At 51.6% G+C, this 26,152-nt stretch carries 20 protein-coding genes; 13 read left to right on the top strand and 7 right to left on the bottom strand.

The window, feature by feature from the left end; all coding sequences use genetic code 11:
• Nucleotides 1-146: 146 nt before the first annotated feature.
• The 6 genes from BN1247_RS09225 to BN1247_RS09200 all read left to right on the top strand — a co-directional run bounded on the left by BN1247_RS09225 (nt 147) and on the right by BN1247_RS09200 (nt 6,715).
• Nucleotides 147-413, top strand: a complete 267-nt coding sequence (locus tag BN1247_RS09225) for a FeoA family protein (protein ID WP_082415872.1) — start codon at nt 147-149, stop codon at nt 411-413.
• A gap of 1 nt (nt 414) precedes the next feature.
• Complete coding sequence (gene feoB / locus BN1247_RS09220) at nt 415-2,508, top strand: ferrous iron transport protein B (RefSeq protein ID WP_054950120.1); 2,094 nt, start codon at nt 415-417, stop codon at nt 2,506-2,508.
• Nucleotides 2,509-2,639: 131 nt separating this feature from the next.
• On the top strand, nt 2,640-2,816 hold the full coding sequence (locus BN1247_RS09215; protein ID WP_054950119.1) for a FeoB-associated Cys-rich membrane protein: 177 nt from the start codon (nt 2,640-2,642) through the stop codon (nt 2,814-2,816).
• A gap of 392 nt (nt 2,817-3,208) precedes the next feature.
• The gene (locus tag BN1247_RS09210; protein ID WP_231633225.1) at nt 3,209-4,783 is read left to right on the top strand and encodes a PTS sugar transporter; all 1,575 of its coding nucleotides are present in this window, start codon (nt 3,209-3,211) and stop codon (nt 4,781-4,783) included.
• Between the two features lie 7 nt (nt 4,784-4,790).
• A complete protein-coding gene (locus tag BN1247_RS09205) occupies nt 4,791-5,627 on the top strand; it encodes a beta/alpha barrel domain-containing protein (protein WP_054950117.1) in 837 nt (278 codons plus the stop codon).
• A gap of 335 nt (nt 5,628-5,962) precedes the next feature.
• Entirely contained in the window at nt 5,963-6,715 is a 753-nt protein-coding gene (locus BN1247_RS09200; protein ID WP_054950116.1) for a GntR family transcriptional regulator, read from the top strand.
• 184 nt (nt 6,716-6,899) lie between these two features.
• Here BN1247_RS09200 and BN1247_RS09195 read toward each other — a convergent pair whose 3' ends face one another.
• The 4 genes from BN1247_RS09195 to BN1247_RS09180 form a co-directional block, all read right to left on the bottom strand.
• Entirely contained in the window at nt 6,900-7,967 is a 1,068-nt protein-coding gene (locus BN1247_RS09195; protein WP_054950115.1) for an enoyl-CoA hydratase/isomerase family protein, read from the bottom strand.
• A 160-nt stretch (nt 7,968-8,127) separates the two neighbouring features.
• Nucleotides 8,128-8,913, bottom strand: a complete 786-nt coding sequence (locus BN1247_RS09190) for an enoyl-CoA hydratase-related protein (protein ID WP_074011104.1) — start codon at nt 8,911-8,913, stop codon at nt 8,128-8,130.
• Between the two features lie 169 nt (nt 8,914-9,082).
• Nucleotides 9,083-11,041 carry an acyl-CoA dehydrogenase family protein gene (locus tag BN1247_RS09185; RefSeq protein ID WP_054950114.1) on the bottom strand — a complete coding sequence of 653 codons (1,959 nt, stop codon included), beginning with the start codon at nt 11,039-11,041 and terminating at the stop codon, nt 9,083-9,085.
• 204 nt (nt 11,042-11,245) lie between these two features.
• Nucleotides 11,246-13,030 carry a sigma 54-interacting transcriptional regulator gene (locus BN1247_RS09180; protein ID WP_054950113.1) on the bottom strand — a complete coding sequence of 595 codons (1,785 nt, stop codon included), beginning with the start codon at nt 13,028-13,030 and terminating at the stop codon, nt 11,246-11,248.
• Between the two features lie 375 nt (nt 13,031-13,405).
• Here BN1247_RS09180 and BN1247_RS09175 point away from each other — a divergent pair, with 375 nt between their 5' ends.
• From BN1247_RS09175 to BN1247_RS17125, 6 genes are all read left to right on the top strand, one after another.
• Nucleotides 13,406-14,302, top strand: coding sequence for an NAD(P)-dependent oxidoreductase (locus BN1247_RS09175; protein ID WP_054950112.1), 897 nt, complete (start codon nt 13,406-13,408; stop codon nt 14,300-14,302).
• A gap of 140 nt (nt 14,303-14,442) precedes the next feature.
• On the top strand, nt 14,443-15,894 hold the full coding sequence (locus BN1247_RS09170) for a CoA-acylating methylmalonate-semialdehyde dehydrogenase (protein ID WP_054950111.1): 1,452 nt from the start codon (nt 14,443-14,445) through the stop codon (nt 15,892-15,894).
• A gap of 164 nt (nt 15,895-16,058) precedes the next feature.
• On the top strand, nt 16,059-17,366 hold the full coding sequence (locus tag BN1247_RS09165; protein ID WP_147675213.1) for a GntP family permease: 1,308 nt from the start codon (nt 16,059-16,061) through the stop codon (nt 17,364-17,366).
• Between the two features lie 112 nt (nt 17,367-17,478).
• Nucleotides 17,479-17,940 carry a DIP1984 family protein gene (locus BN1247_RS09160; RefSeq protein WP_315969688.1) on the top strand — a complete coding sequence of 154 codons (462 nt, stop codon included), beginning with the start codon at nt 17,479-17,481 and terminating at the stop codon, nt 17,938-17,940.
• Between the two features lie 489 nt (nt 17,941-18,429).
• Nucleotides 18,430-19,362 (top strand): alpha/beta hydrolase, encoded by a 933-nt coding sequence (locus BN1247_RS09155; protein WP_054950109.1) that lies wholly within the window; start codon nt 18,430-18,432, stop codon nt 19,360-19,362.
• Between the two features lie 59 nt (nt 19,363-19,421).
• Nucleotides 19,422-19,724 (top strand): DUF2399 domain-containing protein, encoded by a 303-nt coding sequence (locus BN1247_RS17125; RefSeq protein WP_082415870.1) that lies wholly within the window; start codon nt 19,422-19,424, stop codon nt 19,722-19,724.
• A gap of 125 nt (nt 19,725-19,849) precedes the next feature.
• On the opposite strand, the gene BN1247_RS09150 is transcribed toward BN1247_RS17125, so the two are convergent.
• The 3 genes from BN1247_RS09150 to BN1247_RS09140 all read right to left on the bottom strand — a co-directional run bounded on the left by BN1247_RS09150 (nt 19,850) and on the right by BN1247_RS09140 (nt 24,887).
• Nucleotides 19,850-21,958 (bottom strand): N-acetylmuramoyl-L-alanine amidase, encoded by a 2,109-nt coding sequence (locus BN1247_RS09150; RefSeq protein WP_054950108.1) that lies wholly within the window; start codon nt 21,956-21,958, stop codon nt 19,850-19,852.
• 143 nt (nt 21,959-22,101) lie between these two features.
• Complete coding sequence (locus BN1247_RS09145; RefSeq protein WP_054950107.1) at nt 22,102-23,403, bottom strand: helix-turn-helix domain-containing protein; 1,302 nt, start codon at nt 23,401-23,403, stop codon at nt 22,102-22,104.
• Nucleotides 23,404-23,423: 20 nt separating this feature from the next.
• Entirely contained in the window at nt 23,424-24,887 is a 1,464-nt protein-coding gene (locus BN1247_RS09140; RefSeq protein ID WP_231633223.1) for a YfcC family protein, read from the bottom strand.
• 598 nt (nt 24,888-25,485) lie between these two features.
• Here BN1247_RS09140 and trhA point away from each other — a divergent pair.
• Nucleotides 25,486-26,127 (top strand): PAQR family membrane homeostasis protein TrhA, encoded by a 642-nt coding sequence (gene trhA / locus BN1247_RS09135; RefSeq protein WP_054950106.1) that lies wholly within the window; start codon nt 25,486-25,488, stop codon nt 26,125-26,127.
• The last annotated feature ends 25 nt before the right edge of the window (nt 26,128-26,152 follow it).

Here is a 26,152-nt window from a genome sequence, read left to right as displayed (position 1 = left end):
TATCCGCATAAAGCTTATTTAATAGTAATCGTAAGAAATAATTAATAAAAGCGTTCACAAAAAAGCAACATAACGTTCAGAAAAAGACCGTTGCCATTTTGTATGAAAATGATTATCATTTGACATATATTTGAGGGCGATTATCGATGAATCATTTTCCCGCTAAATGGACGTATGAGGTGAGTGCGATGGTGTTGTCTGAGGTACCAAACGGTAAAACGGCCGTGATCGTCGCCTTTGATCAATGCGATGAACGGTTGCGGCGGCGGTTGTTAGATATAGGAATTGACGAGGGAACGGCGGTGACGGTCGTGCAAAAACTGCCGTTTAAAGGGCCGTTACATTTGAAAGCGTGTGGGCAGTCGTTCGGCATTCGCTACGCAGACGGGTGCACGATCGAAGTGAGTGGTTGACATGGGACACGTACAACAACCGCTTCCGACACATACACGTGATGAAATTGCGCTCATCGGCAACCCAAATATCGGCAAAACGTCACTGTTCAACATACTGACGGATTCATATGCATACATCGGTAACTGGTCAGGTGTCACCGTGGAGAAAAAGTGTGGCACGTTGCGCAAAGCGGACGGGCAGTTGCTCGATTTACCGGGGACGTACTCGCTGCACCCGCTGTCAGAAGACGAAGCGATCGTCATGCGCTATTTACTCGAGGGCACGGCGGCAAGTTTTTTAAACATCGTCAATGCGGCGCAACTGATCCGCAATTTGTATTTAACGGTGCAGTTGCTCGAGTACGGTAAGCCAGTCATCATCGCGTTGAACATGATGGACGTCGCGGAACGGGACGGGGTAGAAGTCGATGTGCAAAAACTGTCGCGCGTCTTAAGGACGCCGGTGTTCCCGATTGTGGCACGGACGGGTAAAGGGGTCGATGCGCTAGAAGCAGCGTTAGGCGAGCGGGTCGGTGGGCAATTTGGTGGACAGGTCGGTGAGCAGTTTGCTGGGCGGATCAGTGAGCGAGTGCACGCTTGGACACAACCGGCGTTCCGACTCGACTACGGAGTACTAGAACCGTCCATCGCACGCGTGGAGAAGCTATTGCCACCGACAGGATTGTCGCCGCGTTGGGTCGCATTGCAGTTGCTGGAAGGGAACGACGCGGTGTTTGGGTACGACAAACAGTTAGCGGCGCTGCGGCCGGCCATTGCCGAAATAGTCGCCGAGGCCGGTAACGAGTTGTCGGACGATGTGACTGATCACATTCGCGCGGTGCGCAAACAGTTTGTGGACTCCGTGTTAGCGGATGCGGTATGCGAGCGAGGGCTAGGCGGTCCGTCCCTCACTGACCGCCTCGATGCACTGGCGATGAATCGCTATGTCGGGATTCCGATCTTTTTCTTGCTCATGTTTCTCATGTTCAAAGCGACGTTCGATTGGATTGGCGGGCCACTTTCGGACGGTTTGGAGGACTTTATTAACGGGGCATTTAGCGATTGGGTCACCAGTGCGCTACAGGCGCTCGCGGTAACGCCGTTTATGCAAGATTTAATCGTCGACGGGATTATTGCCGGCGTCGGAGGCGTACTCGTCTTTTTCCCGCAAATTTTCACGCTGTTCTTCTTCATTTCTGTCTTTGAGGATTCGGGATACATGTCGCGCGTCGCCGTCGTTATGGACCGCTTGCTGGAGAAGGTCGGCTTAGGTGGAAAGTCGTTCATTCCGATGATTATCGGTTTCGGGTGTAACGTGCCCGCGGTCATGGCGGCGCGCACGATCGAACATCCTAAGGAGCGGCTGTTGACCGTGTTGCTAACGCCGCTCATGTCATGTTCCGCGCGGCTATCGATCTATACGTTATTTACGGTCGCCTTTTTTCGGAACCATCAAGCGGAGATCGTGTTTTCGCTATACGTGCTCGGCATTGTCGTTGCGCTCATCCTAGCAAAACTGTTCTCCGTGCTCATGTTTCGGCAAGAGAAAGCGGCGTTTATCGTAGAGTTGCCGCCATATCGCCTGCCACACGCTAAGACGTTGCTGCGCAGTGCGTGGGATAAAGGGAAAGGATTTTTGCGTAAAGCGGGGACGTTTATTTTTGCCGGTTCGGTCGTCATTTGGCTCCTCGCTTACTCCGGTCCCGGCGGGCTCGACGTGCCGATCGACGACAGCTTTTTAGCGATGATCGGCGGTGCGATCGCGCCTCTTTTGGCCCCGCTCGGGTTTGGTACGTGGCAAGCAGCGGCGGCGTTGTTGACCGGGTTTTTGGCGAAAGAGGTCGTCGTCTCGACGATGAACATTATTTACGCCGCACCGAGCTTAGGCGCGCTGCGCGACGTGCTCGCCAGTCAGATCACGCCGCTCGGCGCTTACAGTTTTTTAGTATTCACGCTGTTGTACGTGCCGTGTTTGGCGACGGTAGCCGTTATTCACCGCGAGACAGGGCGGCAATGGAAATGGACGATTTTCTCGATCGTGTACGCACTCGCCGTCGCTTACTTGTTGTCGCTGCTCGTTTACATTGGCGGCGGTTGGCTCGGGTTTCAATAGTGGCTAAATAGTGGCGGAATGGCAGGATCTTTCGTTCAGCTATTTGATACATTTTTTGGCGATTGGTTGAGGCGATTGGTTGACTTGTCCCGCGATCGCTCGCTTACATTTTTTCGTCGGAGGTGGTCGTCGTGCTCGCGAGTATCGTGCTCGGGGTAGTCATTTTAGGGTATTCGGCCTGGGCGCTCGTACGCTTTGTGAAAAAAAGTAAGCAAGGGGCTTGTGCCGCTTGTTCGATTAAAGACTCCTGTCAAAAAAGTGATTGCTGCAGCATGGCAGGGCAGACAGTGGAGCCTGACGGAAGATGAAGGAGATGTTCCCGTACAAGTCAACGCCCGCCCGCTCCTGTGTAGTATGGCTAAACGACAGCCGCCGGCTAACATCGCTGGCGGCTGTCGTTTAGTGTGGATGGATAACTGTTACGGCGCAAGGATGTGTCATTGCACACGGTCACGCACCTCTCTTTCAATAGTGTCTTCAATAGTGCCTAAATAGCATGTGATATTGGGCATACTACTTTATACAATTAAAACATGAAAGCCTTTGCAGACCAGGTCTTCATACTATAATCTTTAAACGTATTCACAAAACAGCCACGAATAGGATGTACTGTTTATCTTGACAGCCTCTATGAAATCGCTTATATTAATTGTACGTACAATAAATGTACGTACAATTAAAGGTGGAGGAGGTTAGTAAATTGAGTAGCAAAAGGATCGCCATCTTGGGAAGCAGTGGGGGAAACTTGTATAGTCTCGGTGGAGATGATCCGGTAAAGTTGTTGCAAGAAATTCATACGCAGTGTGAAGCGGCTAACGTTGAAATCGGTATCGTGCAGTTTATCGGAGCAAAAGCGTCGATGGATAATATTAAGGAGACGACACCGGCGACACTATATGTGTGGGATGCTCAAACACAAACGGCCCAGGCGACGTTTTCGGGTACACTCAAGGAAGTGAACGAAAAGGTTGGACAAGTCGATCAAAGGGTTGCGAGCGAAATCGACGCTGGGCGAATTGATGGCATTGTGTTAATGAGTGCAGACCCTAACGGTGCGAACCGTGAAGCGATTGCAGCAGCGATTAAACAGCGCGTGCCGATTGTCGGAACAGGTGGTACGTCCATGGCGACAACGAGTTCTAAAGGCGGCAATGTGATCGCTACCTCGGGAACGACGGGAACGACGAACCGCACGCGCGCTGTCTCTTTTATTAGCTCGCTCAGTAAGCATTGGGGAATAAGTTACCGACCGGCGATTGGTCAATCGTCTAAAGGTAGCGCGGCGGACAACCCGTTAAAGCGAATTCAATTTAGGGGAATTATGTTAGCAGCGTTACCGGCGTTTATTTCCCTAGCGCTCATTCTCGCTCTAAGCAAAATACCTGGATTAGAAAGTTTAGGTGACGTGTTTGATATTTTGATCAAAGCGTTGCCAGTCGTGTTAGCTGCGATCGCCGCAAGACAAATATCCGGTTTAGACGAAATCGCGATCGTGGCCGGGATTGTGGCCGGTGTGTTATCTGTCGACGGCGGGATCATTGGCGGGATCGTCGCCGGTATTCTCGCCGGTATTCTCGTAAACTACTTGTTTCAAAAGTGCGTGCGCTGGAACTTCCCGACTACGACCGTTAATATTGTCGCTGGCGGGCTATCGGGGATTATTGCGGGATTGTTTGTTTACTTTCTCATCGCACCGCTGGCGCTGCAAGCAGGCGTATTAATTCGGGCAGCGATTGAATATACGATCGCTTTAAGCCCAATCTTGGCGGGCCTTGTCGCGGGGCTACTCATTTGGCCAGCTATTCTTGGCGGTGTGTATCACGCAGCAATCTTACCGATCGTGTTGTTAGAAATGGAAAAGACAGGTAATAGCTTTCTCGGTGCCGTCGATATGTGCGGGCTAGTCATGGTGTCAGCAGGAATTACGTTAGCAAACATGGTCGCACCGCGTAAAAAAGGGGAAGCGACGTTAGCAGCACCCGGATTTTTAATCAATATGGGATTCGGAACATTCGTCGAAGCGGCCTATCCCTTTATGTTTTCTAACAAAATCGTCTTTGCTGGTGCGATCGGCTCCGCAGGTTTAGCGGGTATGCTCGTTGGATTATTCGATGTGAGAGGTACCGCCTACGTGCCGTCGCTCGTATCACCTTTCTTATCTAACAATGTCATCGGACAAGTTATAGCGATGGCTGGCGGATTTATTTGTTCATTTGTCATTACGTTCATTGCAAATAAAATAAGCAAAAATAAACCAGAATCTAATGAGGAGTGAGTATCGTATGTTTAAAGGAGATATGGAGAGAAAACGTAAACTGGCGATTAAAAAAGTGTGGCAAGCGATTGACGAACACAACGGACAAACCATTTTAAGTACTGGTATTACTGGTGACGATGCGAGAATTGCGAAAGCGGTCGTCGATGCTGGCGTGAAGATGTTAGAGCCGAACCACCCAGCCGTCGCGCTCGCCCGCGGCCACCAAGGTGTGACGACGATGCACGATGCAGAGCATGTAAGGCACGATGTTAACTTTTCCGAAATGGTTGATGTCGTCCGAGGTATTCGCAGCGTTGTCGGGGAAGAACCGTTTATTACTGTCGGTGTGCCCGGGGGCTTTACAGAGACGATGCCAGTTCCGATTGCCGACGAAGACTTTTTCCGGATCTCGCGCGCTGGAACTGACGGGTTGCATACGCACAAGTGCGACCTGTCCGATTTAGAAGAGATTGTAAAAAAAGCGCATGACTACGGGCTGTTAGTCGACGCTTACATTGCCCATCCGGACGATCAACACCCGTTCGGAATACCGGCACGCACTCCTGCGGAAGTAGCAGAAGCAGCAAAACAGATGGAAGCGATCGGTGTCGACATGATCGGGTTGATGACCGGAATGAGTTACAACGGGGTAAAGGCGGGCGAAATACCAGATATCATTAAAGAGCGGTTAGAAGCGTTAATTACTTCTGTGTCGGTACCGACGTTGGCTGAAGGCGGCATTAATACGACGAACTATAAGGCCTTCCGAAAAACTGGAGTGCACGTCCTCGTTGTCGGCACATCGATCGATCAGATGGTTCAACAATCGGCACAAGAAGTTGTTAAGACGTTTATTTCATAAAAACTGTTTAACTATAAGAAGCCTAAGTGTCAGAACTACCTAATGTCAGAGCTACCTAATGTCATAACGATAGATTCGACTGTCCATTTTCCGTCCCTCTCGCAACATTTTTAACGGTTATCATACGCTCTCCTTACAGGTGCGCGTCCAAAACGACGCGCATGCTGAAGGGGAGTTTTTTCATTCGGTGACTTGAAGTTACTTTTATCCAGAAGTACCACAACATATGCTTATTTATGTATAATGGTAGCAACTAGTAATCGTATCGTGAATTATAGTGGGCGAGCTTTAAACGGCTATTTATGGCTGGGAGAATCCAATTAGGAGCATCGAATATGGAAATATTTGTACGTAGGGACGACATTCCTCTATATAAACAAGTATACGAGTGGATCAAACACAACATTGACGAAAACGAATGGACACCTGGTACCCAATTACCGCCTGAACCGGTTTTGAGTAAAGATCTCGGTGTCAGTCGGCAAACGTTGCGTCAAGCACTGCAGCTGTTAATTGATGAGGGGCTTTTGTATCGCCAACAAGGGAAAGGGACGTTCGTGCAAAAACGGCGTTCCCAATATGAACTGACGATTTTAACGAGTTTTTCCGAGCAGATGCGCGCCAGAGGTAAACAGCCTTCCTCGAAGGTCATCGAGATCCAGTCAAATATTCGACCGGATCAAAAAATGCAACTGCAGCTCGGGTTAACTTCCCGCAATCGGCTACTGAAAATCGTTCGTTTGCGTTTGGCAGATGAAACGCCGATGTCTTTAGAGACGGTATATATTGAGGAAAACGTATGTCCAGGGCTCGCTGAACAAGATTTGGCGAAGCAGTCTTTGTACAATTTGGTTGAAGATGTGTATCGTCTGTCGATCAGCTATGGTAGTATTTCTCTCGATGCTGAAAAAGCGTCGCCAGCAGAGGCAGAATTACTGCAGGTTGAGCCTTTTTCCTCCATTTTGTATATGGAGTGCCTCAACTATACACACAATTCGCGTCCTTTATTTATCACTCATGCGAAGTATCCGAAAGAACGGTACATTTTTACTGTGAACATGCCCCGTCGGCAAGTACGTCGCAGTTAAACGAAATGAACAGATCAAACCGGAAATGTGATACAGCTAAAAGCCTTAAAACGGAAAGGGATCGGCGCGAAGGACCTGTTGAAAGTTGTGCGAGGCCCTTCGCGAAGTTTTAAGTCTATGTTAGTTGTTTGCGATATTGTTCCATCCAAAGCGACATCTGTTCTTGTGCTTATTGGTTAGTTGCTCACTGGCTACCGTCTGCATCGACAGGCGCGAAGAAGGAGGCGACCTTATCCTTCGAAACCGCATCGAGCGACACAGGTTGCCACGCGGGGCGGTTGTCTTTGTCGACGAGCACGGCGCGGACGCCTTCATAAAAATCGTCGTGCGTCATGAAGTTTAGTGCAATGTTTAGTTCCATCGCCAAACATTCGGCAAGCGACTTGCCAATGCCCTGGCGTAGCTGTTCCAACATCACTTTTAACGAAGTCGGCGCTTTGGCTAACAGTTTGCCCTTCGTCTCGTTTGCCCAAGTGTCGCCTTCGTCGGCTGCTTCTTGCAGCGAGGCGACAATCGCTTCGACGGTATCGTGGCCAAAGTGACGGTCGATCGCCGCTTGTTTTTCGGCGAGCGCGGGGGCTGGCGGAGGCGTACAGTGCACCTCTAAGAGGCGATCGAGTTCAGCGGCGGCTGTTTCCGCTGTCCACTGCTGGGTGCGAATAGCTTTCGTAAGACCTTCCCACTGTTCGCTCGGTAAATAGTAGTCGGCCATGCCGCTATAAATGGCGTCGCTACCGGAAATAACCGTCGACGTCATCGACAAATAGCGACCCGTTGCCCCAGGCATTTTGTTCAAAAAGTAACTGGCACCGACATCAGGGAAAAAGCCGATGTTCGCTTCGGGCATGGCCCACTTCGTCTTTTCGGTCACGACGCGATGGCTGCAGCCAGTGGCTAAGCCGACGCCACCGCCCATGACGATGCCGTCCATGTAGACGAGCATCGGTTTCGGGAACTCGTGGATGGTGCGATCTAGTGCATATTCGGTTGAAAAAAACTCGCGTGCCAGCGATTTGTCGCCTGATTTGCCGCGATCGTACAGGGCGCGGATGTCGCCGCCTGCGCATAAACCTTTCTGCCCCGCGCCTTTTAAAATGACGAGGGCGACGTCGGGGTCGTTCGCCCACTGTTTCATCTGGTCGTATAAACTGTGAATCATTTCTAGACTGAGTGAGTTGAGTACGTGCGGGCGGTTGAGTGTCACCCAGCAGACCTTCCCCATGCGTTCGTATAAGATCGTCGCTTGTTCCATCGGACGACCCTCCGTTTCTATCGTGTAATGAAAAGGTGATGTTAGCGCATCCAGTAACGCATCCAACCTTTTCGGATACGCTAACTCGAGTGTAACCCGTATCACAAGGGGTGGCAACTTGCTAGCGATCTATCTTAGCGGTTCCTGCTAGCGATCCCAGTTATCGATCGTTAAATGTAGCCGGCCTTTTTTCGATAAAGGCGTTGACTCCTTCGGTGGCATCGTGTGTCGTCATTAACTCCCCAAAAAGTTGTGCCTCTCGTTTAAGGCCGTCTGCTAAGGTCGCGTCTCTTCCGTAGCGGATGGCGGTGATCGCTCTGGCGACGGAAACGGCGCTTTTTTCTTCCGCGATGAGGCGGGATAGCTGCTCCGCTTCGGGCATCAGCTGATCGAGTGGCAGCGCGCGGTTCACGAGGCCGATTTTTTCTGCTTCTGCACCGGTGACGACGCGGCTCGTTAAAATAAATTCATACGCCAGCGCGACATTTGTTAAGCGGGCGAGCCGCTGCGTGCCACCGAACCCGGGGATGAGACCGAGCTTCAATTCAGGCAAGCCGAGCTGGGCGTCGTTTGTTGCGAGTCGGATGTGGCAACTTAGGGCGAGTTCCAAGCCGCCTCCGAGACAGGGGCCGTTAATCACCGCAATGACTGGTTTGTTCAGTTGTTCGATTTTGTCGCACACGGCTTGGCCGTAACGGGCCATTTCTTCTCCTTTTTCCTCACTGCCAAGCGCTTCGGGGAACTCCTTAATGTGGGCGCCGGCACAAAAAAATTTCCCTGCTCCGGTCAAGATTGCCGCTTTGACCGCATCGTTTTGCGCAATGGCGTCAACAGCAGTGGATATTTCCCGCAGCGTCTCGACACTTAACGTATTAGCGGGCGGATGATTTAAGGTGAGGCGGGCGACTCCTTGCGCGATTTCTAATTGGATGTTCTTAAAATTCAACTGTTAACACTCCTTTGTTTCGATAAAAATTGTTAGGATGGCTGTCCGCTTAGTCACGAACCGCTCAATTGCCGTTCGCTCTTAAAAACGAATGCTGCAACGAATGCTACAACCGATGCTGCAACAGATGCTGCAACGGGTGCTGCAATGGCGACGCGCTTATACGCGTTTACATGGGGTAGCGTTCGGCGGCAATCACTTTTGCGGCAATGGTTCGTTTGCGAGCGATGACATTAAGGCGCGGTTTCATCATACATTCGCCGACGAACCGCGCGGCTGCGGCTGCGCTAGAGCGGGAAGCGCGGGTGCTACTGGCAGAGATGGTGCTACTAACGGAGCTGGTGTCGCTGGCGCCGCTTGTTTCGTTTGCGTCCCCGTCTTCGGCTAGTTTGGCTAACGTCTCTCTCGTGTGGAGGAGGATGCGGTCAAACGCTTCCTGACAGAAAACTGTCGCGATACCGTGCTTCCATTCGCCTGTTCGGTCGCCACTTGCAACAGCTTTCTCGGTACGCTTAATGACCGCTTCCATCGCGTACAGCTCATTGACGGTATCCGCGATATTGGCGAGTACCTCTTGTTCGTCGTTGAGCCTCTTGTCGTATGTGCGTAGCGCGGCGTCGAAGGTGAGCCAAAAGGCGCCTTTCCCATCGTGTAGGCGTTCGTACGCGGTGGCAAGTGCATTCTCGGCAAGTGTGCCTTTGTGAGTTAATCCGCCTGCGGTGTCAGTGTCTGCGCCAACGACGGCCTCAGTCTTACACACAGCATCTGTTTTACCCCCGTGATCGGTACCGTTGACACCGCCGCAAGGCCTTGCGCCGTAAAGACGCGCTTTTTGCTGCGGGTCGATGTCACCGCCTAATGCTTTTTTAACCAACGTGCGGGCCACGGTGAGGCGGTTTATTTCATTCGTCCCTTCGAAAATGCGGTTAATGCGCGCGTCGCGATACATCGTTTCCACTTCGTATTCGGCCATATAACCGTAGCCGCCGTGGATTTGTACCGCTTCGTCGACGACAAAGTCGAGCACTTCTGAAGCATAAAACTTGTTTAGCGCACATTCGATAATTTGCGCAGACAGCGCTTGCACCACATGGCCGCGATCTAGTGCCCCTTCACTCGGCAATTTCTCCAATTGCTCCGTCAACAGGCCGATCGTGCGGTAGACGGCGCTTTCCGCGGCGTATACGGCGATCGCCATGTCCGCTAATTTTTCTTGGATAAGTGGGAACGACGACAGCGGCGTGCGGAATTGTTCCCGAACGCCCGCGTATTGGACGGCTACTTCGAGCGCCCTTTTTGCGAGTCCGACGTTGGATACAGCTAATTTGTGGCGGGCTAAGTTTAAAATGTTCAAGGCGACTTCGTGCCCGCGTCCGATCGTACCGAGTACGTTTTCTGTCGGCACTTTGGCGCGATCTAGAAGGAGTGTTGCTGTCGAGCAGCTGTGGATGCCCATTTTTTTCTCTTCGACGCCGGTGCTGACTCCAGGAAAGTCCCGTTCAACGATAAAAGCGGTTAACTTTTCCCGATCCACTTTAGCGAAGACGATAAAGACGTCGGCGATGGACGCATTCGTAATCCACTGCTTTTCCCCGTCTAACAAATAAAATGAACCGCTTTCGTCTAACTGTGCCGTCGCTTTTGCAGCTAAGGCGTCCGAACCGGAACCAGGCTCGGTTAGCGCGTAAGCTGCTATTTTTTCCCCTGAAGCTAATGCGGGGAGGTACTTTTGTTTTTGCTGTTCGGTTCCGAAGTAGACGAGCGGCAACGTCCCCGGACCGACGTGAATGTTGTGCGCGACGGCAAAGCCGCTCGTCGGCGCGATTTTTTCTGTAACTAAGGCGGCACTGAGTGGATCGAGGCCTAACCCGCCATACGCTTCCGGAATGCCTGCACCCATTAGGCCCAGTTCCCCCGCTTGTTGAAACAGCTTAAGCGCCAGTGAAAAATTTTTTTTATCTAGCGTTTCTAAGTGTGGACGAATTTCCTCGTCGACAAAGTCTGCCGTCGTTTTGGCGATGAGGCGGTGTTCGGCAGTCATGTCTTCCGGTGTGACAATTGCCTCCGCATGGGAGTCGTCGTTTAAAAACCCGATCGTGCGCAAAGCACTTTCACTCTGTTGCGACATCTCATGTCCCCCTTTTTTGTTCGGTAACCGTTTATTAGCAATTTTCGTGCCAATAGTTGTGGCTAAAGGCGACGCGTGTGACGCCGGTATTGTCGATCCTTTGTGTGCGGGGTGCTCTCGTGTGTGCGGGGTGCTCTCGTCTTAAAAACCGGCAGGCTAGGCGTGTAAACGGTTCCGTTTTACACGAAGTGAAGCAGCTAGTGATCAGTGGATACCGTGACGCCACAATTTGTTGTACAACGTCGAACGGGAGATGCCGAGCATTTTTGCTGCCGCAGATTTGTTGCCGTGGGCTTTTTCCAGTGCCCTAAGTAGATTGTCTTTTTCCACACCTACATCTGCATCCGCTAATTGTGCATTTGCTGTTGTCCTCGTGGGTTCCGCTTGACGCCAACCGCTAGCAGCGACGGAGTCGGCAGAGGCGGCGATTTCTGGCGGTAAGTCTTCGAGAAAGACGCGCTGCCGGTCGACGAGTACGACGAGTCTTTCCAAAAAGTGCACGAGCTCCCGCACATTTCCCGGCCACTCATAGGTGAGTAGACGATCGAGGGCGTCTTTATGAATTTCTTTAAACGGCATCCCGTACGCGGCGCACTTTTTTTGCAGTATTTCGGACAGGAGGAGTGGGATGTCCTCTTTTCGCTCGCGCAGAGGGGGGATGTGGATTGGAATAACGTTTAACCGGTAGAATAAATCTTCCCTAAACGTACCTTGGCGCACCATTTCCTTTAGTGGCTGATTAGTGGCGGCAATGAGGCGAAAGTCGATAGGAATCGGCTGCGTGCCCCCGACGCGTTCCACTTCGTTTTCTTGCAGGACGCGGAGGATTTTCGCTTGCATCGCCAGCGGCATATCGCCGATTTCGTCGAGAAAAAGCGTCCCTCCGTGCGCAAGTTCAAACTTTCCCGGTTTTCCCCGCCGTTTCGACCCAGTGAACGCCCCTTCGGCATAGCCAAACAACTCCGATTCGAGTAACGTCTCGGGGATAGCCGCACAGTTGACGCTTATAAAAGGACCTTCGCGTACGGCACTCCCATGGTGAATGGCTTTGGCGAACAGTTCTTTGCCGACGCCGCTTTCCCCGAGAAGTAAAATCGCGGCCGTCGATTTCGCCGCGCGGCGGGCCATCTTTTTCGTTAAGGTGATCGGCTCACTGAACCCTAAAATATGCTCAAACGAAATGGGCGACTTTTTTGGTGAAGGCGGTTCCAAAGCGACCGACGTCTTCTCTTCTCGATCTCGGTGGAAGCGGTGCATGCGCTCCAATATATTATACACCTCTGACACCCCTTCGAACATGAGCACGCCGATCGCACCGATAATATTGCCGTCTCGCCATATCGGGATGCGATGAACGACAATGTCTTGGCCTTCAATTTGGTGTGCCTGGTTTCTTTCCGGTATACCAGTTTCTAAGACGACAGGCAGACGCGTGCGTTCAATGACCTCTTCGGCCGGTCGACCGATCGCTTTTTCTTTGGCGACGCCGACATAGCGGCTGTAGGCGTCGTTAAACATGCGGATAATCCCTTTTTTGTCGACGATGCACAACCCTTCGTAAACGGTGTCAAAACAGACGTTTAGTAACGTAATCGTCTTCTCTTTCTCGGCTAGTAACGCCTGTAGCATGTGATAGCGACGTTTTTGTTCGGGTCTACCGATCACGCCGAGTAATCTGTTGTCGGAATCAGTGATGTAGACGGTTTCAATTTCGTGCGCCGGGAATAGGTCGCTAAGGTGCAGCGTTTTAAAAGAATGACTCATGATCCTTTGCACGCGGACAGTCTCCAAGCCGTCCGCCATCTGTTTTACGCAATGAGAGAGCGACAACACACCGATGAGCTGCCCTTTTTCGGCGATGACGGGTAGCTCGTCGCGCTCAGACGCAGCCAGTTTAGACATGGCGCGTGCGACGGTATCGTCGGGCGCCACTGTTTGTACACGGGGATTCATCCACGGTTTGACGCGAAAAAAGGGGTGGTCGGACATACTCACACGCTCCTTCTCACAGTATTTTGCCATCACTGCGATTTGTACAGGACCTGTTTGATCCGCTACTAGTGTGTATACAACTGTTTAAACAAAATGTCAAGACAGTTCACCCGGTTGAAAATAAAACCGCTTACTTGCGGGTGCGGTGCATAACGATAAAAAAAGGGCAGTTACATTTGAGGGTGACCAATATTTGAAGCCATCTCGCGATCGAGCCCAAATTGCCACGATATTTGCTCAAGTTTGGCACGACATTTGCTCAAGTAATGTATAGAGAGATTTGCGTGAAGCAAAGTAGATCGCTCGCACCGCGTGTGCAGTGAAGTGAGTGGAGAGAGCTAAAAATGGAACGAACGGAAGGGAGAGGTTGTCGTGAAACGCATTGGCGTGATCGGGCTTGGGAAGATGGGCTTGCCAATGGCGAAAAACTTGTTGCAGAGCGGTTTTGAGGTTCATGGGATCGATGTGAACCGCGAGGCGGAGCGGGCACTGGCGGAGGAAGGGGGCCAAATCGGATCGACCATCCCAGAGCTCGTGCAAAAAGTGGACGCCATTTTGACGAGTTTGCCCACCCCCGGAGTCGTCAAGGACGTGTATCTGGGGACAGACGGATTGCTCGCCCATACACCGAAGCGCGTGGTGCTCGTCGATACGAGTACCGTGTCCCCAAGTTTGAATGTAGATATCGGCACGCAAGCGAAAGAAAAAGGGCTCAAGTACGTCGGCGCTCCCGTCAGTGGCGGCGTGATCGGGGCGGTGAACCGTACGTTGACCTTCATGGTCGGGGGACCGAGAGCTGTGCTGGACGACGTGCACGACATCGTCAACGTGCTCGGTGCGAATATTTTTCACGTCGGTGAAAACGAGGGCAGCGGGACGGTTGTCAAGTTGATGAACAACCTGTTTATCGGTTTTTATACGTCAGCTGTAGCGGAAGTGCTTACATTGGCCAAGGAGTGTGGCATCGCCCACGAGCAGTTGTTCGACATTTTGAACGTCAGCTACGGACAAAGCCGCATTTATGAGCGCAATTATAAGGAGTATATCGCCGCAGGGGATTACACGCCCGGGTTTACGATTAGTTTGCTGTTAAAAGACTTAGATCTAGCGATGGAGCTTGCCGACGCCCACGGTTTAAACTTGCCGGTGAGCAAAATGTTGGCCGCCGTTTATGAGCAGGCGGAGCAAGAGGGCTACGGCGCGAACGACATGGCGTATTTATACGAAATTGTCAAGGCGCAGGCGGGGGCGCGAGTGGCGGGAAGTTGAGCCTCGTGTACGCAGGTTGTGATGGCGTGGCATAGCTTTAACGGAATGAAGGGACTTCAGATGAAGGTGCGAATGAGCGCCTATGGCCGCATATGGCAATGAAGTTGCGACATACGAATAGTTAGAGGAAGGTGCGTAAAATGACGGTAGCAGTAAAAACGATCAGAAACTTTATTAACGGCAACTGGGTGGAAGTGGCGGGGGCAAAATTGGAGGACGTGCCTAATCCGGCGACGGGCGAGACGATTGCCCAAGTGCCGCTGTCGTCACAGGAAGATGTCGACCAGGCGGTGGCGGTGGCGAAAGAGGCGTATGAGACGTGGCGGACAGTCCCAGTGCCGCAACGGACGCGCATCTTGTATGCGTACCACCAACTGCTGACGAAAAACAACGAAGAGCTAGCAGAAATTATTACGCTGGAAAACGGGAAGTCACTCACGGATGCGCGCGGTGAGGTGCAGCGGGGGATTGAAGTCGTTGAGATGGCGACGGCGACGCCGACGTTAATGATGGAAGACGGCCTCGCGAACATTGCTGCCGGAATAGACGGGGGCATTTATCGCTACCCGCTCGGTGTCGTCGCTGGCATTACGCCGTTTAACTTTCCGATGATGGTTCCGCTGTGGATGTTTCCGCTGGCGATTGCCTGTGGCAACACGTTCGTCTTGAAACCATCGGAACGGACGCCGATCTTAGCGGAACACCTCGTCAATTACATGATGGAAGCCGGTTTACCTGCCGGGGTGCTAAACGTCGTGCACGGTGCCCACGACGTCGTTAACGGGCTGCTCACACACGAAGATGTGGCGGCGATTTCCTTTGTCGGCTCACAGCCGGTGGCCGAGCATGTGTACAAGACGGGCGCTGCGCACGGCAAGCGTGTCCAAGCGTTAGCCGGCGCGAAAAACCACGCCATCGTCATGCCTGACTGCCACATGGAAAAGACGGTGCAAGGCATTTTGGCGGCGGCGTTTGGCAGTTCGGGGGAACGGTGCATGGCCTGCTCAGTCGTCGTCGCTTTAGAAGAGGTTGCCGACGAGCTCGTCGCGCAATTGGTGGCGGGTGCGAAGGAGCTGAAAGTCGGCGACGGCATGGATGAAGCGGCGTTTTTTGGTCCGCTCATTCGCGAAGCGCATCGCGACCGCGTCGCCAGTTACGTCGACCGCGGTGTTGCGGAAGGGGCAAGCCTGTTGTTGGACGGAAGAGTGGTCGAAGTGGGCGCCGGCTATTACTTGGGTGCAACTATTTTTGACCACGTCACCCCGGAGATGGCGATCTGGAGGGACGAGATTTTTGGACCGGTACTTTCGGTTGTCCGCGTAAAAAACTTGGAGGAAGGCATTGCGCTCGTCAATCGGTCGCAGTTTGCTAACGGTGCCGTCATTTACACGTCGAGCGGTAAATCCGTGCAGCAGTTCCGGGATGCAATCGATGCCGGGATGATCGGGGTCAATGTGAACGTGCCCGCGCCGATGGCTTTCTTCGCTTTTGCCGGCAATAAAGCGTCGTTTTATGGAGATTTAGGGACGAACGGCAGGGACGGTGTACAATTTTATACGCGTAAAAAAGTCGTCACGCAGCGCTGGTTTTAAGTTGACAGTTGGCGCTCACCGCGAATGCTTTTTGCGATCGTACATATCTCGTGCGATCGCAAAAATTTTTCACAGGTTAATTCCTTTATTTTGGTCAAAAAGTAATAATAGAGAAAATAGCTGAATGCGGTTAATACGAGAATTTATAGTGGGAGGGCGATTGTTTGTTCGAGTTGTTCGGGTTGCTTCTGTCGCTGGCGCTACTCGTTTTTTTGACGATGCGCGGCATTAACATCATCGTGTCGGCCATCGCTTGTTCGATCTTGTTAGCCCTTACGAATCATTTGAATGTCGAACAAGCGCTCACCGACTATTATATGAATGGCTTTACAGGCTTCCTCGCTTCGTGGTTTTTAATTTTTATGGTCGGAGCGGTGTTCGGGCAGTTTATGCTGGAAACGAAGGCGGCGGATGCGATTGCCGAATGGATAAGTCGCACATTCGGCCCAGAACGCGCCGTGTTCGCGGTCGTCGCCGCGTGCGCCATTATGACGTACGGCGGAGTGAGTGTGTTTATCGTCGGGTTTACGCTTTACCCGATTGCGGTAGCGTTGTTTCAAAAAGCGAATTTGCCGCACCGTTTCATTCCTGCCGCACTCGTTTTCGGTTCGATTTCATTCACGATGACATCTCCCGGCTCGCCCGAGGTGCAAAACTTAATTCCGACAGAGTATTTTCAGACGACGCCGACGGCGGGTGGGGTGATCGGCGTCCTCATCGGTTTGTTAATTATGGTGGCAGGGGGTCTCGCTCTCGGGAGGATGGTCAGAAAAGCAAAGGCGCAGGGAGAAGGATTTCAGCTTCCCGTAAAACAGCAGCAACTGTTTGCGCGTGACGAAAAAGGCGAGGCGACGTTACCCCACCCGCTGTTGTCGCTCATCCCGTTACTTGCCGTCGTTGTCTTACTTAATATACTGGCCCAGTTCATGGCCGCGTCGACAGCGGCTCTCCTTTCACTCTCTGTGGGTGTCGCCTTGATTATATTAATTAATTATAAGTTTTTGCGTAAATTTTGGGATCCGTGGGCAACGGGGACGCAGAACGCGCTCATTGCGACCGCCAATACGTGTGCCGTCGTCGGCTTCGGCAGTGTCGCCGCCGAGGCAACCTCGTTTCAAGCGATTGTCGACTCACTCGTGCACATTCCCGCTTCGCCGCTACTCGGTTTAGCGATCGGCGTCACGGTGATCAGCGGCATTACCGGCTCAGCGACAGGCGGGTTGGGGATCGCTTTGCCGCTGCTGGCTCCCATTTACATGGCACAAGGCTTAGACCCGGGGGCGATGCACCGCGTGTCGGCTTTGGCGTCGGGCGGTTTAGATTCGCTTCCGCACAACGGGTATGTCGTAACGACGGTAAGAGTCATTTGCGGCGAAACACATGAAAGGGCATACAAGCCGATTTTTATGTTAAGTGTGGTCATTCCGACGCTAGCTGTGTTACTCTCGGTGCTATTGTACACTATTTTTTGAATGGACATCTTTCCCATAATCGGATAACATAGTAGCCAATTAGTAGTCGTTGCGACTAGTGTAGTGGTCGATGATTAAAGCGGTAGTAGTGGATCGTAGACGTAAGGAGATGATGCGAGTGAAACTAGCGGAAGCGCTCATTTTGCGCGCTGATTGTCAGACGAGAGTCGAACAATTACGCGAGCGGTTGGAGACAAATGCGAAAGTGCAGGAAGGGGAAACGCCTGCCGAAGACCCGAAAGAATTACTGCAAGAGTTAGATGAATGCGTGACTGAACTGACAACGCTCATTAAGCGCATTAATAAAACGAACGTCAGTGTCGCGTTTGACGACGTGCGCACGCTCGCCGATGCGTTAGCGGACCGGGATATGCTCGCACTGAAACGGAGTGTGTTAGAGTCGCTCAACGATGAAGCAGGCATGCGCCATAATCGCTACAGTCGTTCGGAAATAAAGTACACGGCGACGGTGAACGTCGTCGAGTTGCAAAAGCAAATGGACCACTTGGCGAAACAGTATCGCGAGTTGGACATGAACATTCAAGCGACGAATTGGCGTACGGAACTCGTGTAAAGTTGTCGACGCTATACTATAATACAGCAATAAAAGTCAAGCAAAAGTGCTGTATGTTAAGTCGATTGCGTATTGACGTATATCGGTATATAGTGACGACGTATGTCGCCAATCGATACAAGTGATAAGTGATGCAAATGATGTAAGTCGAAACGATACAAGAAGGTAACCGTTAGCAAGGAAAGGCGAGCATGACCTTTTTTTAAACAAACTCCTTGGTATGTGATTGGGCGAGGGGCAGCCCAATGGGTTCGAATCCCTTTTCTATAACAAGTTACGCCCAGTAATGTCACACGTGTACTGAGTCATGTAATTGTAACTACCAAATGCTGATTTCCGCTAACGGTGAGGGTGGGGCTGGGGACATGATATAATAATGTGCCGTCTGTCATCTATAAGGTGAACGGGACGGCTTTTTTTGTCAGTTAAACATTTTTGTGTTTACTGATACGATTAAACTAGGAAGACGCGAGAAAGGATCGATCGTCTATGAACCGCACAACATTTACTTATCCATCTCCAGGGAAGGACAATGTGACGATCCATGCGCTTAAGTGGGAAGGAACCGAGACGCCACGTGCCGTCATGCAAATAGCCCACGGTATGGCCGAGCACATTGCCCGCTATGAACAGTTTGCCCAGTTTCTAGTGTCACACGGCTTTGTCGTCTACGGTAACGACCACCGCGGTCACGGACAAACAGCGGGAGGCAAAGAGAACTTAGGCTACTTTGCCGATGTCGACGGGTTTGAATGCGTCGTCGACGACATGTATGTTTTGACACAAATTATCCGCCGCAAGCATCAGGACTTGCCGCTGTTTTTATTTGGCCACAGTATGGGTTCTTTTTTGTCACGGCGTTACGTACAGCGGTACGGTAGCGACCTTAGCGGCGTCATCCTCTGTGGCACCGGTGGCGATCCCGGTATGCTAGGAAAGGTCGGGCTGCGCATCGCTAAGCGGGAAGTGAGGCGCAAAGGAGCGAAAACGCTCAGCCCGACGATGGACAAACTAATCTTCGGCAATTACAACCGCCGCTTCCGCCCAGCGCGGACGGCGTTTGACTGGTTGAACCGCGACAAAGCAGAAGTGGACAAATACGTAGCCGACCCGTTGTGTGGGAATGTCATGAGTGCGAGTTTTTACGTGGACTTGCTAAGCGGGATTCTCGCGATTCACCGTATGGAAAATGTGAAAAAGACGCCTTCAACGCTCCCAATTTTCCTCATCGCTGGCGCAGATGACCCGGTCGGCAATTACGGCAAAGGCGTACGCCAGGTGCAGGCGCTCTACGAGAGGGCGGGGGTGGAAGATGTGACGTGTAAGTTGTATTCCGACAGGCGCCACGAACTTTTAAACGAAAAAAGGAAGGAAGAGGTGTACGGTGACGTTGTGAGCTGGTTGGCGCAGCGGTTGGTGTGAGCAGCGCGGAGGAGATGCGTATGACAATTCGTTTTTTTAGTCTCTATCGCTTCAACTAGATGGATGATGACATTTCTTCAAACGTGACGACATTTGGGCTAACGGTTGGGGCAAGTGGTGCGGATGCAGTAGATGCGACTATTCCATTCCCAGCGCGCGATTACCCATTCGTACTGACACTGCGCCATTTACGCCAGGCGTGGCAATGGGTGTGTGCACGGCCGCTGTACGTCGTGGAAAATCCGTCCGTGTTCAGCGCGATCATCGATGCGTGGGAAGGAGAGGGGATATGTTCACGACCGCAACTTGCGTTAACTAGGGGACAGCCCCATGTCGCTGCCCTACAGTTACTCGATCAATAGGTCGCGAGGTCGCGCGAGGCGGTATATTTTATTACGGTGGCGACTTTTGGTAGGCGGCAGGGGAAATACCTGCCGCCTATTTTGTCAGATCGTTTAGTACTTAGTACCACTGATAAACGTAGTATTTAACGTCGCCCACCACCGATTACGCGGACGTCGCTCTTTTTGACGAATGCGACGCGGTGGTTGAAGGAAATTTGGTAGTATTCATCCTTGCCTCGCACTACCTTATTCCCTTCGAGGTCGTTATACAGTTTGGCGTAGTAGTAGTCGGAAGTAAACGGTCCGATCGCCGGATAAAATTGACCGGCTGGAATCGTGTACTGCAACGGCGCGATGTTCCCGCGACCCGACTCGGGGATGCCAGTCCCATCGTAGGCGGCATCTTCCGGCCAAGCAGTGCCATACACCGGAATGGAGTCGCGGCCTTCTTTCGGTGTGATGAGCATCCCTTTTCCGCGTACGGCGTTTTTGCCTTTCGGGTTGTGAAACCAAGCTTTTTGCCCCCCGTAGAAGACAGCGGTCCAATTGCCCCGTTGTTCCGCTTTGTAAAACCGCTGTCCGGCAACTGCCTTGTTGCCCCAATCGTTGGCCTCGGTTGTTCCGGGACGGCCGTCGGGCTGGATCGCCGGGTCGCTGATGTACGGTGCATCAAAGCGCGGTTCGGTGTACAAGTAAACGAAGTTGGACGGTTGCGGCTGAAGCGGTTCGCCTTTATACGTTAGCGGCGGTTTGTTCTTTTTGAATTTCGGGTTGATGGTAACGATGTTGCGCTGTTTCGGGTGACCCGGCGGCAGATGCGGCCGCTCGAGCGGTGCGCCGAGCAAGCGGAAGTAGTGTGCCCAGTCCCAGTACGGGCCCGGATCCCAGTGCATGCCGGTTTGCGACTTAGGACTCGTCCCGGGAACGTTGTCATGGCCCAAAACGTGGTCGCGATCGAGGGGAATGTTGTACTTTTTCGCCAAGTATTTAACGAGCTTGGCCGAGGCGTGATACATTTGCTCACTGTACCACGTGCCGTCGAGGGCGTACCCTTCGTGTTCGATGCCAATGGAGTGCGTATTGAAGTACCAGTTACCCGCTTGCCACGCGACGTCGTTCAATTTAACCATTTGTGCCACTTGGCCGTTGGACGACTTGATCACGTATTGGGCACTCGCATACGACTGCGCTTGGAACCAGTTGACAGCGGATTCGAAACTTCCTTCCGTGTCGTGGATGATGAGATAGCGGATGTCTTGTCCGTCTTGTGGACGATTGGCCAAGTCATAGTTTCCGTAGTTGGTCGGGTCGTCGGAAAACAGCTTATAAGCTGCAGGGATGAATTGGCAATTTAACCCTTTGGGGCAATCCGTATCTTTTTTTCGCATCGGCTGCAAGTTTAGCCGTTTCGCAGTGTGCGTTTTTGGTTCGACGGTTTGCGCTGCGAGAACGACGTGTTCACCGCTTGGAACAGTGTGGGCGACACCTGTTTGGATCGTTTCGAACACGCGGTCGGCGAAATCGCGTGCCACCTCGGACACATCCGATCCGCTGTACTTAGCGACGGCGCCGTACCAATCCGCGGGGTCATCCGAGACAGTACGTACCGTCTCGCGGGCATACGCGGCTAGTAAGGCTGCACCGCCGCGTATGTTTTGTACCGGGTCGCGCTTAAGATGCTCGGGATTGATCCCTAACAGCGAAGCGGCCTTGTCCAACGTGTGAAAATGAGGGGCACTTAACAGTGACGCGCTTCGCGGTTCGTTGTCGCGGTTGATCTTGTCAGCGTGATCCGTTCCGCTGCGGGCATCGCTCATTAAGCTTCTAGAATCGCTTTTTTGACTGCTTTCATCACCTTTTAAGCCACTCGCATCGCCTTTAAAACGGTTGGCAGCAGGAGGGACGTCTACTTGGGTAAGGTGCATCACGCCGTAGCCACCCGTCGTACTCGGAGAACCGTCGTGGTGGTCCCAGCGAGAAACGTTGTAAGCGACGGACAGTAGGACGCTTTCCGGAACACCAAATTCATCGGCGGCAGCAGCAAACGCTTCTTGTAAGGTGCTTGGGGTCGCTTGGAGTGAGTCGGTGGCGTTGGCGCCGTAGGCACTTGTGGCGTTGACGGAATTGGTGTCATGACCGGCATTGGCGGCGTCGGCACGGTGTGCGAGCGACGTAGCGAATGAGGTGGCCAACAGAACAGCGACAGTAAAGACGGTAAGGTAGATGCGGGGGTTTCTGTTACGCGTGAACACGGTTTGTTCCTCCTATAAACTCGTATTTTCAAACATGTGTGTTTAAAGGAGTTCGGCAGACGCGGCTTAGATCCTGCCTATAAACCAATTTCTATTCAATTTTTTTGCGAAGTGGGATAATTAACTAAGCTAAAGGGCTCGGATCACGGTTGTGACCCGAGCGTTATTTTGTACCGTTTAGGTGGTCGGCCGCGTTGTCGGGGACTCTCACTAGCGATGACCACGGCGTAGCCCCCTTTTTCCAAGGCGCTGAGAATGCGCCGGGCGCTTCGAGGCACAATACGCATGTAGTGTGCCAATTCTTGTGCGGTAAACACATCGTTACCTCGCTGGCGCAACGCGAGGCCGACCTTCATGACCGTGGCGACGTCCATGTGCGTTTGTTGGCTGATTTGTCGGGCCTGTTCAGCGCCCAGGGCGTGCCATTCTGTATCGATGCTGCCAAGCGGTCCGACGACAGCCTCGTTTTCCAACGCAGTAAACCATGAACCATTTCCGTATTGCTTGGCGTAAGCTAACGCTTTTCCGGCCAGCGCTTCGGCATGGAGAGCAGATGAACCGACACCGATCCCGCTAGCAGTTGCGATGCCTTTAATGGCCTCCGTTTCGGGTGTGTCGGGGAGGTGGCGGAAGTTTCCTGTTTTTTTCTGTAGCACGCCTCGGGTTGTAAAAATAACGAAGCGGCTAAGGCCAGCAGGTTTTAGCGAACCGTGTAAATGTCTTGCGTAATTTAATAAATGTTCCGTAACCTTTAGTTCGTGCTGCGCAATATCGTCGGAAACAGTCATTGCGGCGTGTAACTCCTCGGTCATGTCCAATTGTACGAGTTGCACGGCGATTTGCATTTCCTTAAAACGGAGCATTTCTACCGTACGGAGCGCAGTATTTAAGACCGAGCGAACAGCTGAGCGCGTCGGGACGACCCGGTATGTCGGGACGTTGCGTCGTTGAAGTTCCCAATGCACTTCCCACGCGCAGGTGACTGCCGCTTCTGTTTGCCGGGTTTTCCAAAGCGATTCGTGGAAGTCGGCAATGCGTTGCACTTGGTCGCTTTCCGGGCATAGGTGTATGTTTTTAGCTGGCGCCTCGATTTCTCGAAAGACGTGTGCAAGGGCCTGACGCTCCAAAAAATCAAAGCTTAAACGCTCCGGGTGACATGCCGTCTCCTGAGCAATCGTGTACAAAATACGATACACACTCGATCCCGTATAAGGGACGTAAAAGGCAGGAGTCTTAACCCCGGACTTCTCCAGCATACGGTAAGTAAGTCTCCCGGAAAAAAGCCAGACATCGACAGCGTCATCGTGTATGTTTAGTTGATCGGGAATTTCCTCCAAACGCTCGTGGCAGAGCGGCAGACAAGTCACCTCTTGGAATTCGCCTGCCGTTTCTTGCATAATTTTGAGCGTATCACTTACACCAATTAGACCGACGCGAATTGTCACTCGAATCTACCTCCGCAAGTTTAAATCGGTCCCCAGTTCATCAACTGTGCAATGACGAGGAAAATAGCTCCCACAGTATACCACAAGATGAGTAACGGGAGGATAAAGCGAATCCATTTCTCCCACCGAATGCCTCCTAAGGCGAGAGTAGCCATGAAGTAGCCGGAAGTCGGATAAAAAATGTTTGAGAAGCCGTCGCCCAATTGGAAGGCGAGAACAGCTGTTTGCCTTGTGACTCCGGCGAGGTCGGCTAGCCCGGTCATGATCGGCATCGTAATTAACGCTTGTCCACTTCCCGACGGGACGAGGAAATTGAACAATCCCTGGACGAGCAACATAAAGACGGCAGTGACAGGTTCGGGTACGGCGTTCAGTAATTCGCTAATGCCGTAAACGATCGTGTCTAATATATTGCCATCGTTTAAGGCGACCGAAATGCCGCGGGCGATACCAATTATGAGTGCACCTACTAAAATATTTTGGAATCCTTCGGTGAAACCCTCCGAAATTTGTGACGAGGAGAGTCCGGCGATGAGTCCTACTGTTACGGCGATCAAGATGTACAGCCCGGACAGTTGGAGAAAGTACCATTTGTAAACGATCATGCCGTAAATCATAACACCTAAAAGCAACAATAGGGCGACAGAAGCAATTAATTGTCTTTTCGAAGCTTTTGGCACTTGTGTTTGTTTCGCCGCGAGCTGTTGCTGTTCATTCTTGGCTAATACCGGATTGGCCTGCACCTTTTTCGCATGGCGCCACACGTAAACGATGCCGGTTAGTAGAATGATTGTCAGTAACACCGAGCGGAGGCCCATACCCGAATAGAGGGGTACTTCGGCAACCCTTTGTGCGACTCCTAGGTTCGCGGGGGCCGTTAGGGCGACTCCAAAGCCGGCAATGGTCGAAATAAGGACGATTGCGGCTGCTGTTATTTTGTCAAAGCCAAGGCGCAAAATGAGTGGCAAGACGATTGGTAAGTAGACGAGCGATAACTCAACTTGTCCCGTAAAAGTTGTAAAAATAGCGAACGGAACCATAAGCAGTGGAATAATCCAAATGCCTTTGTCGGAAAAGCGGTGGGCTAACTTGTTCACGCCGAGGTCGATGATGCCAGTGCGGCTAATGACGCCAAACATGCCACCGATCATTAACGTACCGAAGACGATTTCGGACGCTTCGATGAGTCCTTTTGGAATGGCAAGTAGAAAGTCAAAAAAACTGACGGGCGTCGCTTCGATGAAGGAGAACGTGCCGGGCTGAATAATTTGTGCTCCCGTCGGCCCTTCCACTCGCTCGAATTGTCCTGCGGGAATAACGTAACTAGCTAATGATACGAGGGCGGTCATTAGAAAGAGAATAACATATATGTGCGGCACTTTCCCCTTTTTTTCCTTCTTCACCGTCTCCTTTCCAGGTGGTGGGTTCTCTAAGTGATTCGGCATTCCAGTCATGTCTCCCGTCGCGGATTTGATAGACTTCATTCAGATCCCTCCGTACAATACGTGTTTAATGTGCGCGTGAAGCGCGTGCTCAAAGTAAAAACGTTTACAGCGCGGACAACTTTTTCTTACAAGCAACATATACTATCGTTGGATTGGGCGTAATATACAGATTACTGCGAATATAGGCGATAGGCGTCTATTAATCAACAGTGGCGATCGGATCCACCTGTGTGCAGCGACAGTACCGAAGGTTCGTCCAAAATACATAATAAAATAATAGGCGAAATACAAGGTGTTGTAAAGGAAATGATGACTTTTATTTAAAACATATTTTCGGACATGAAGATATGCAAGTGGATAGATCTCTTTTTTGGATCTCTTTCTTGTTCTCGTACAGTAGTAACTTGTTCCTGTACAGGAACGGGGAAAATTGGTAAGATAAAGATACTATTAGTCAACTTTGCGATGGAAACACGCAGATTACGCGTCGATTAAAGGAATTGAGGGGAAATGTCTTACAAAAAATGGGGATGCGTCTTACTGGTCACGATTGCTAGAGGTTTTATTGTAGACAAGAAAAAGAGCAAAGGATAAGGTATAATGAGGTCACATTACACGGAGAAAGGTCGGGAGCACAATCGCAACGACACACACGTACACGCGGCGGGAAGAAGTAGCGAACGCGATCACACACGGGATTGGTGGATTACTTAGTCTAGCGGGGCTCATCCTACTTATCGTCTTCGCTTCGTTAAAAGGGACAGCGGTGCATATCGTCAGTTTTACCGTTTACGGAGTCTCGATGTTGCTACTGTATACAGCTTCGACTCTCGTCCACAGTTTCCCAGAGGGGAAGGCGAAGGATATATTGGAGATTATGGATCACTCTTCCATATATATTTTTATCGCTGGCACGTATACGCCGATCGTTTTAACGGTATTAGATGGAACCTTAGGATGGACTCTATTCGGGATCGTTTGGGGCATTGCTCTGTTCGGAGTCGTCTTTAAGTTGTTCTTCACGAAAAAGTTTTTGTTCACTTCGACGCTCATTTATATCGCCATGGGGTGGATCATCGTCCTTGCGTGGCGACCGCTAACGGCAAACCTTTCTGTTGAAGGGATCGTTCTACTCGTCGTCGGTGGTGTTCTGTATACGGTCGGTACGGTGTTTTACATGTGGCGTAGTTTTCCGTTTCACCACGCGGTGTGGCATTTGTTCGTCCTCGGCGGGTCGGTGACGCATTTTTTTGCTATTTTACTGTATGTTTTGCCGTAGTGGTCTCTGTTCGCTTTTTCTATTT

It is taken from the genome of Numidum massiliense, from assembly GCF_001375555.1.
GTDB classification, from domain to species: Bacteria; Bacillota; Bacilli; order Thermoactinomycetales; family Novibacillaceae; genus Numidum; species Numidum massiliense.
The sequence above is the reverse complement of the archived record's forward strand: the minus strand, read 5'-3'. Positions and strand labels throughout refer to the sequence as shown.

Excerpts from the sequence above, each read along its gene's own strand:
- feoB (WP_054950120.1), top strand. The coding sequence starts at position 415 with ATGGGACACGTACAACAACCGCTTCCGACACATACACGTGATGAAATT.
- BN1247_RS09185 (WP_054950114.1), bottom strand. The coding sequence starts at position 11,041 with ATGTCGCAACAGAGTGAAAGTGCTTTGCGCACGATCGGGTTTTTAAAC.
- BN1247_RS09140 (WP_231633223.1), bottom strand. The coding sequence starts at position 24,887 with ATGAAGTCTATCAAATCCGCGACGGGAGACATGACTGGAATGCCGAAT.
- BN1247_RS09180 (WP_054950113.1), bottom strand. The coding sequence starts at position 13,030 with ATGTCCGACCACCCCTTTTTTCGCGTCAAACCGTGGATGAATCCCCGT.
- BN1247_RS09170 (WP_054950111.1), top strand. The coding sequence starts at position 14,443 with ATGACGGTAGCAGTAAAAACGATCAGAAACTTTATTAACGGCAACTGG.
- BN1247_RS09205 (WP_054950117.1), top strand. The coding sequence starts at position 4,791 with ATGTTTAAAGGAGATATGGAGAGAAAACGTAAACTGGCGATTAAAAAA.
- BN1247_RS09195 (WP_054950115.1), bottom strand. The coding sequence starts at position 7,967 with ATGGAACAAGCGACGATCTTATACGAACGCATGGGGAAGGTCTGCTGG.
- BN1247_RS09155 (WP_054950109.1), top strand. The coding sequence starts at position 18,430 with ATGAACCGCACAACATTTACTTATCCATCTCCAGGGAAGGACAATGTG.
- BN1247_RS09160 (WP_315969688.1), top strand. The coding sequence starts at position 17,479 with ATGCGAGTGAAACTAGCGGAAGCGCTCATTTTGCGCGCTGATTGTCAG.
- BN1247_RS17125 (WP_082415870.1), top strand. The coding sequence starts at position 19,422 with ATGGATGATGACATTTCTTCAAACGTGACGACATTTGGGCTAACGGTT.
- BN1247_RS09225 (WP_082415872.1), top strand. The coding sequence starts at position 147 with ATGAATCATTTTCCCGCTAAATGGACGTATGAGGTGAGTGCGATGGTG.
- BN1247_RS09200 (WP_054950116.1), top strand. The coding sequence starts at position 5,963 with ATGGAAATATTTGTACGTAGGGACGACATTCCTCTATATAAACAAGTA.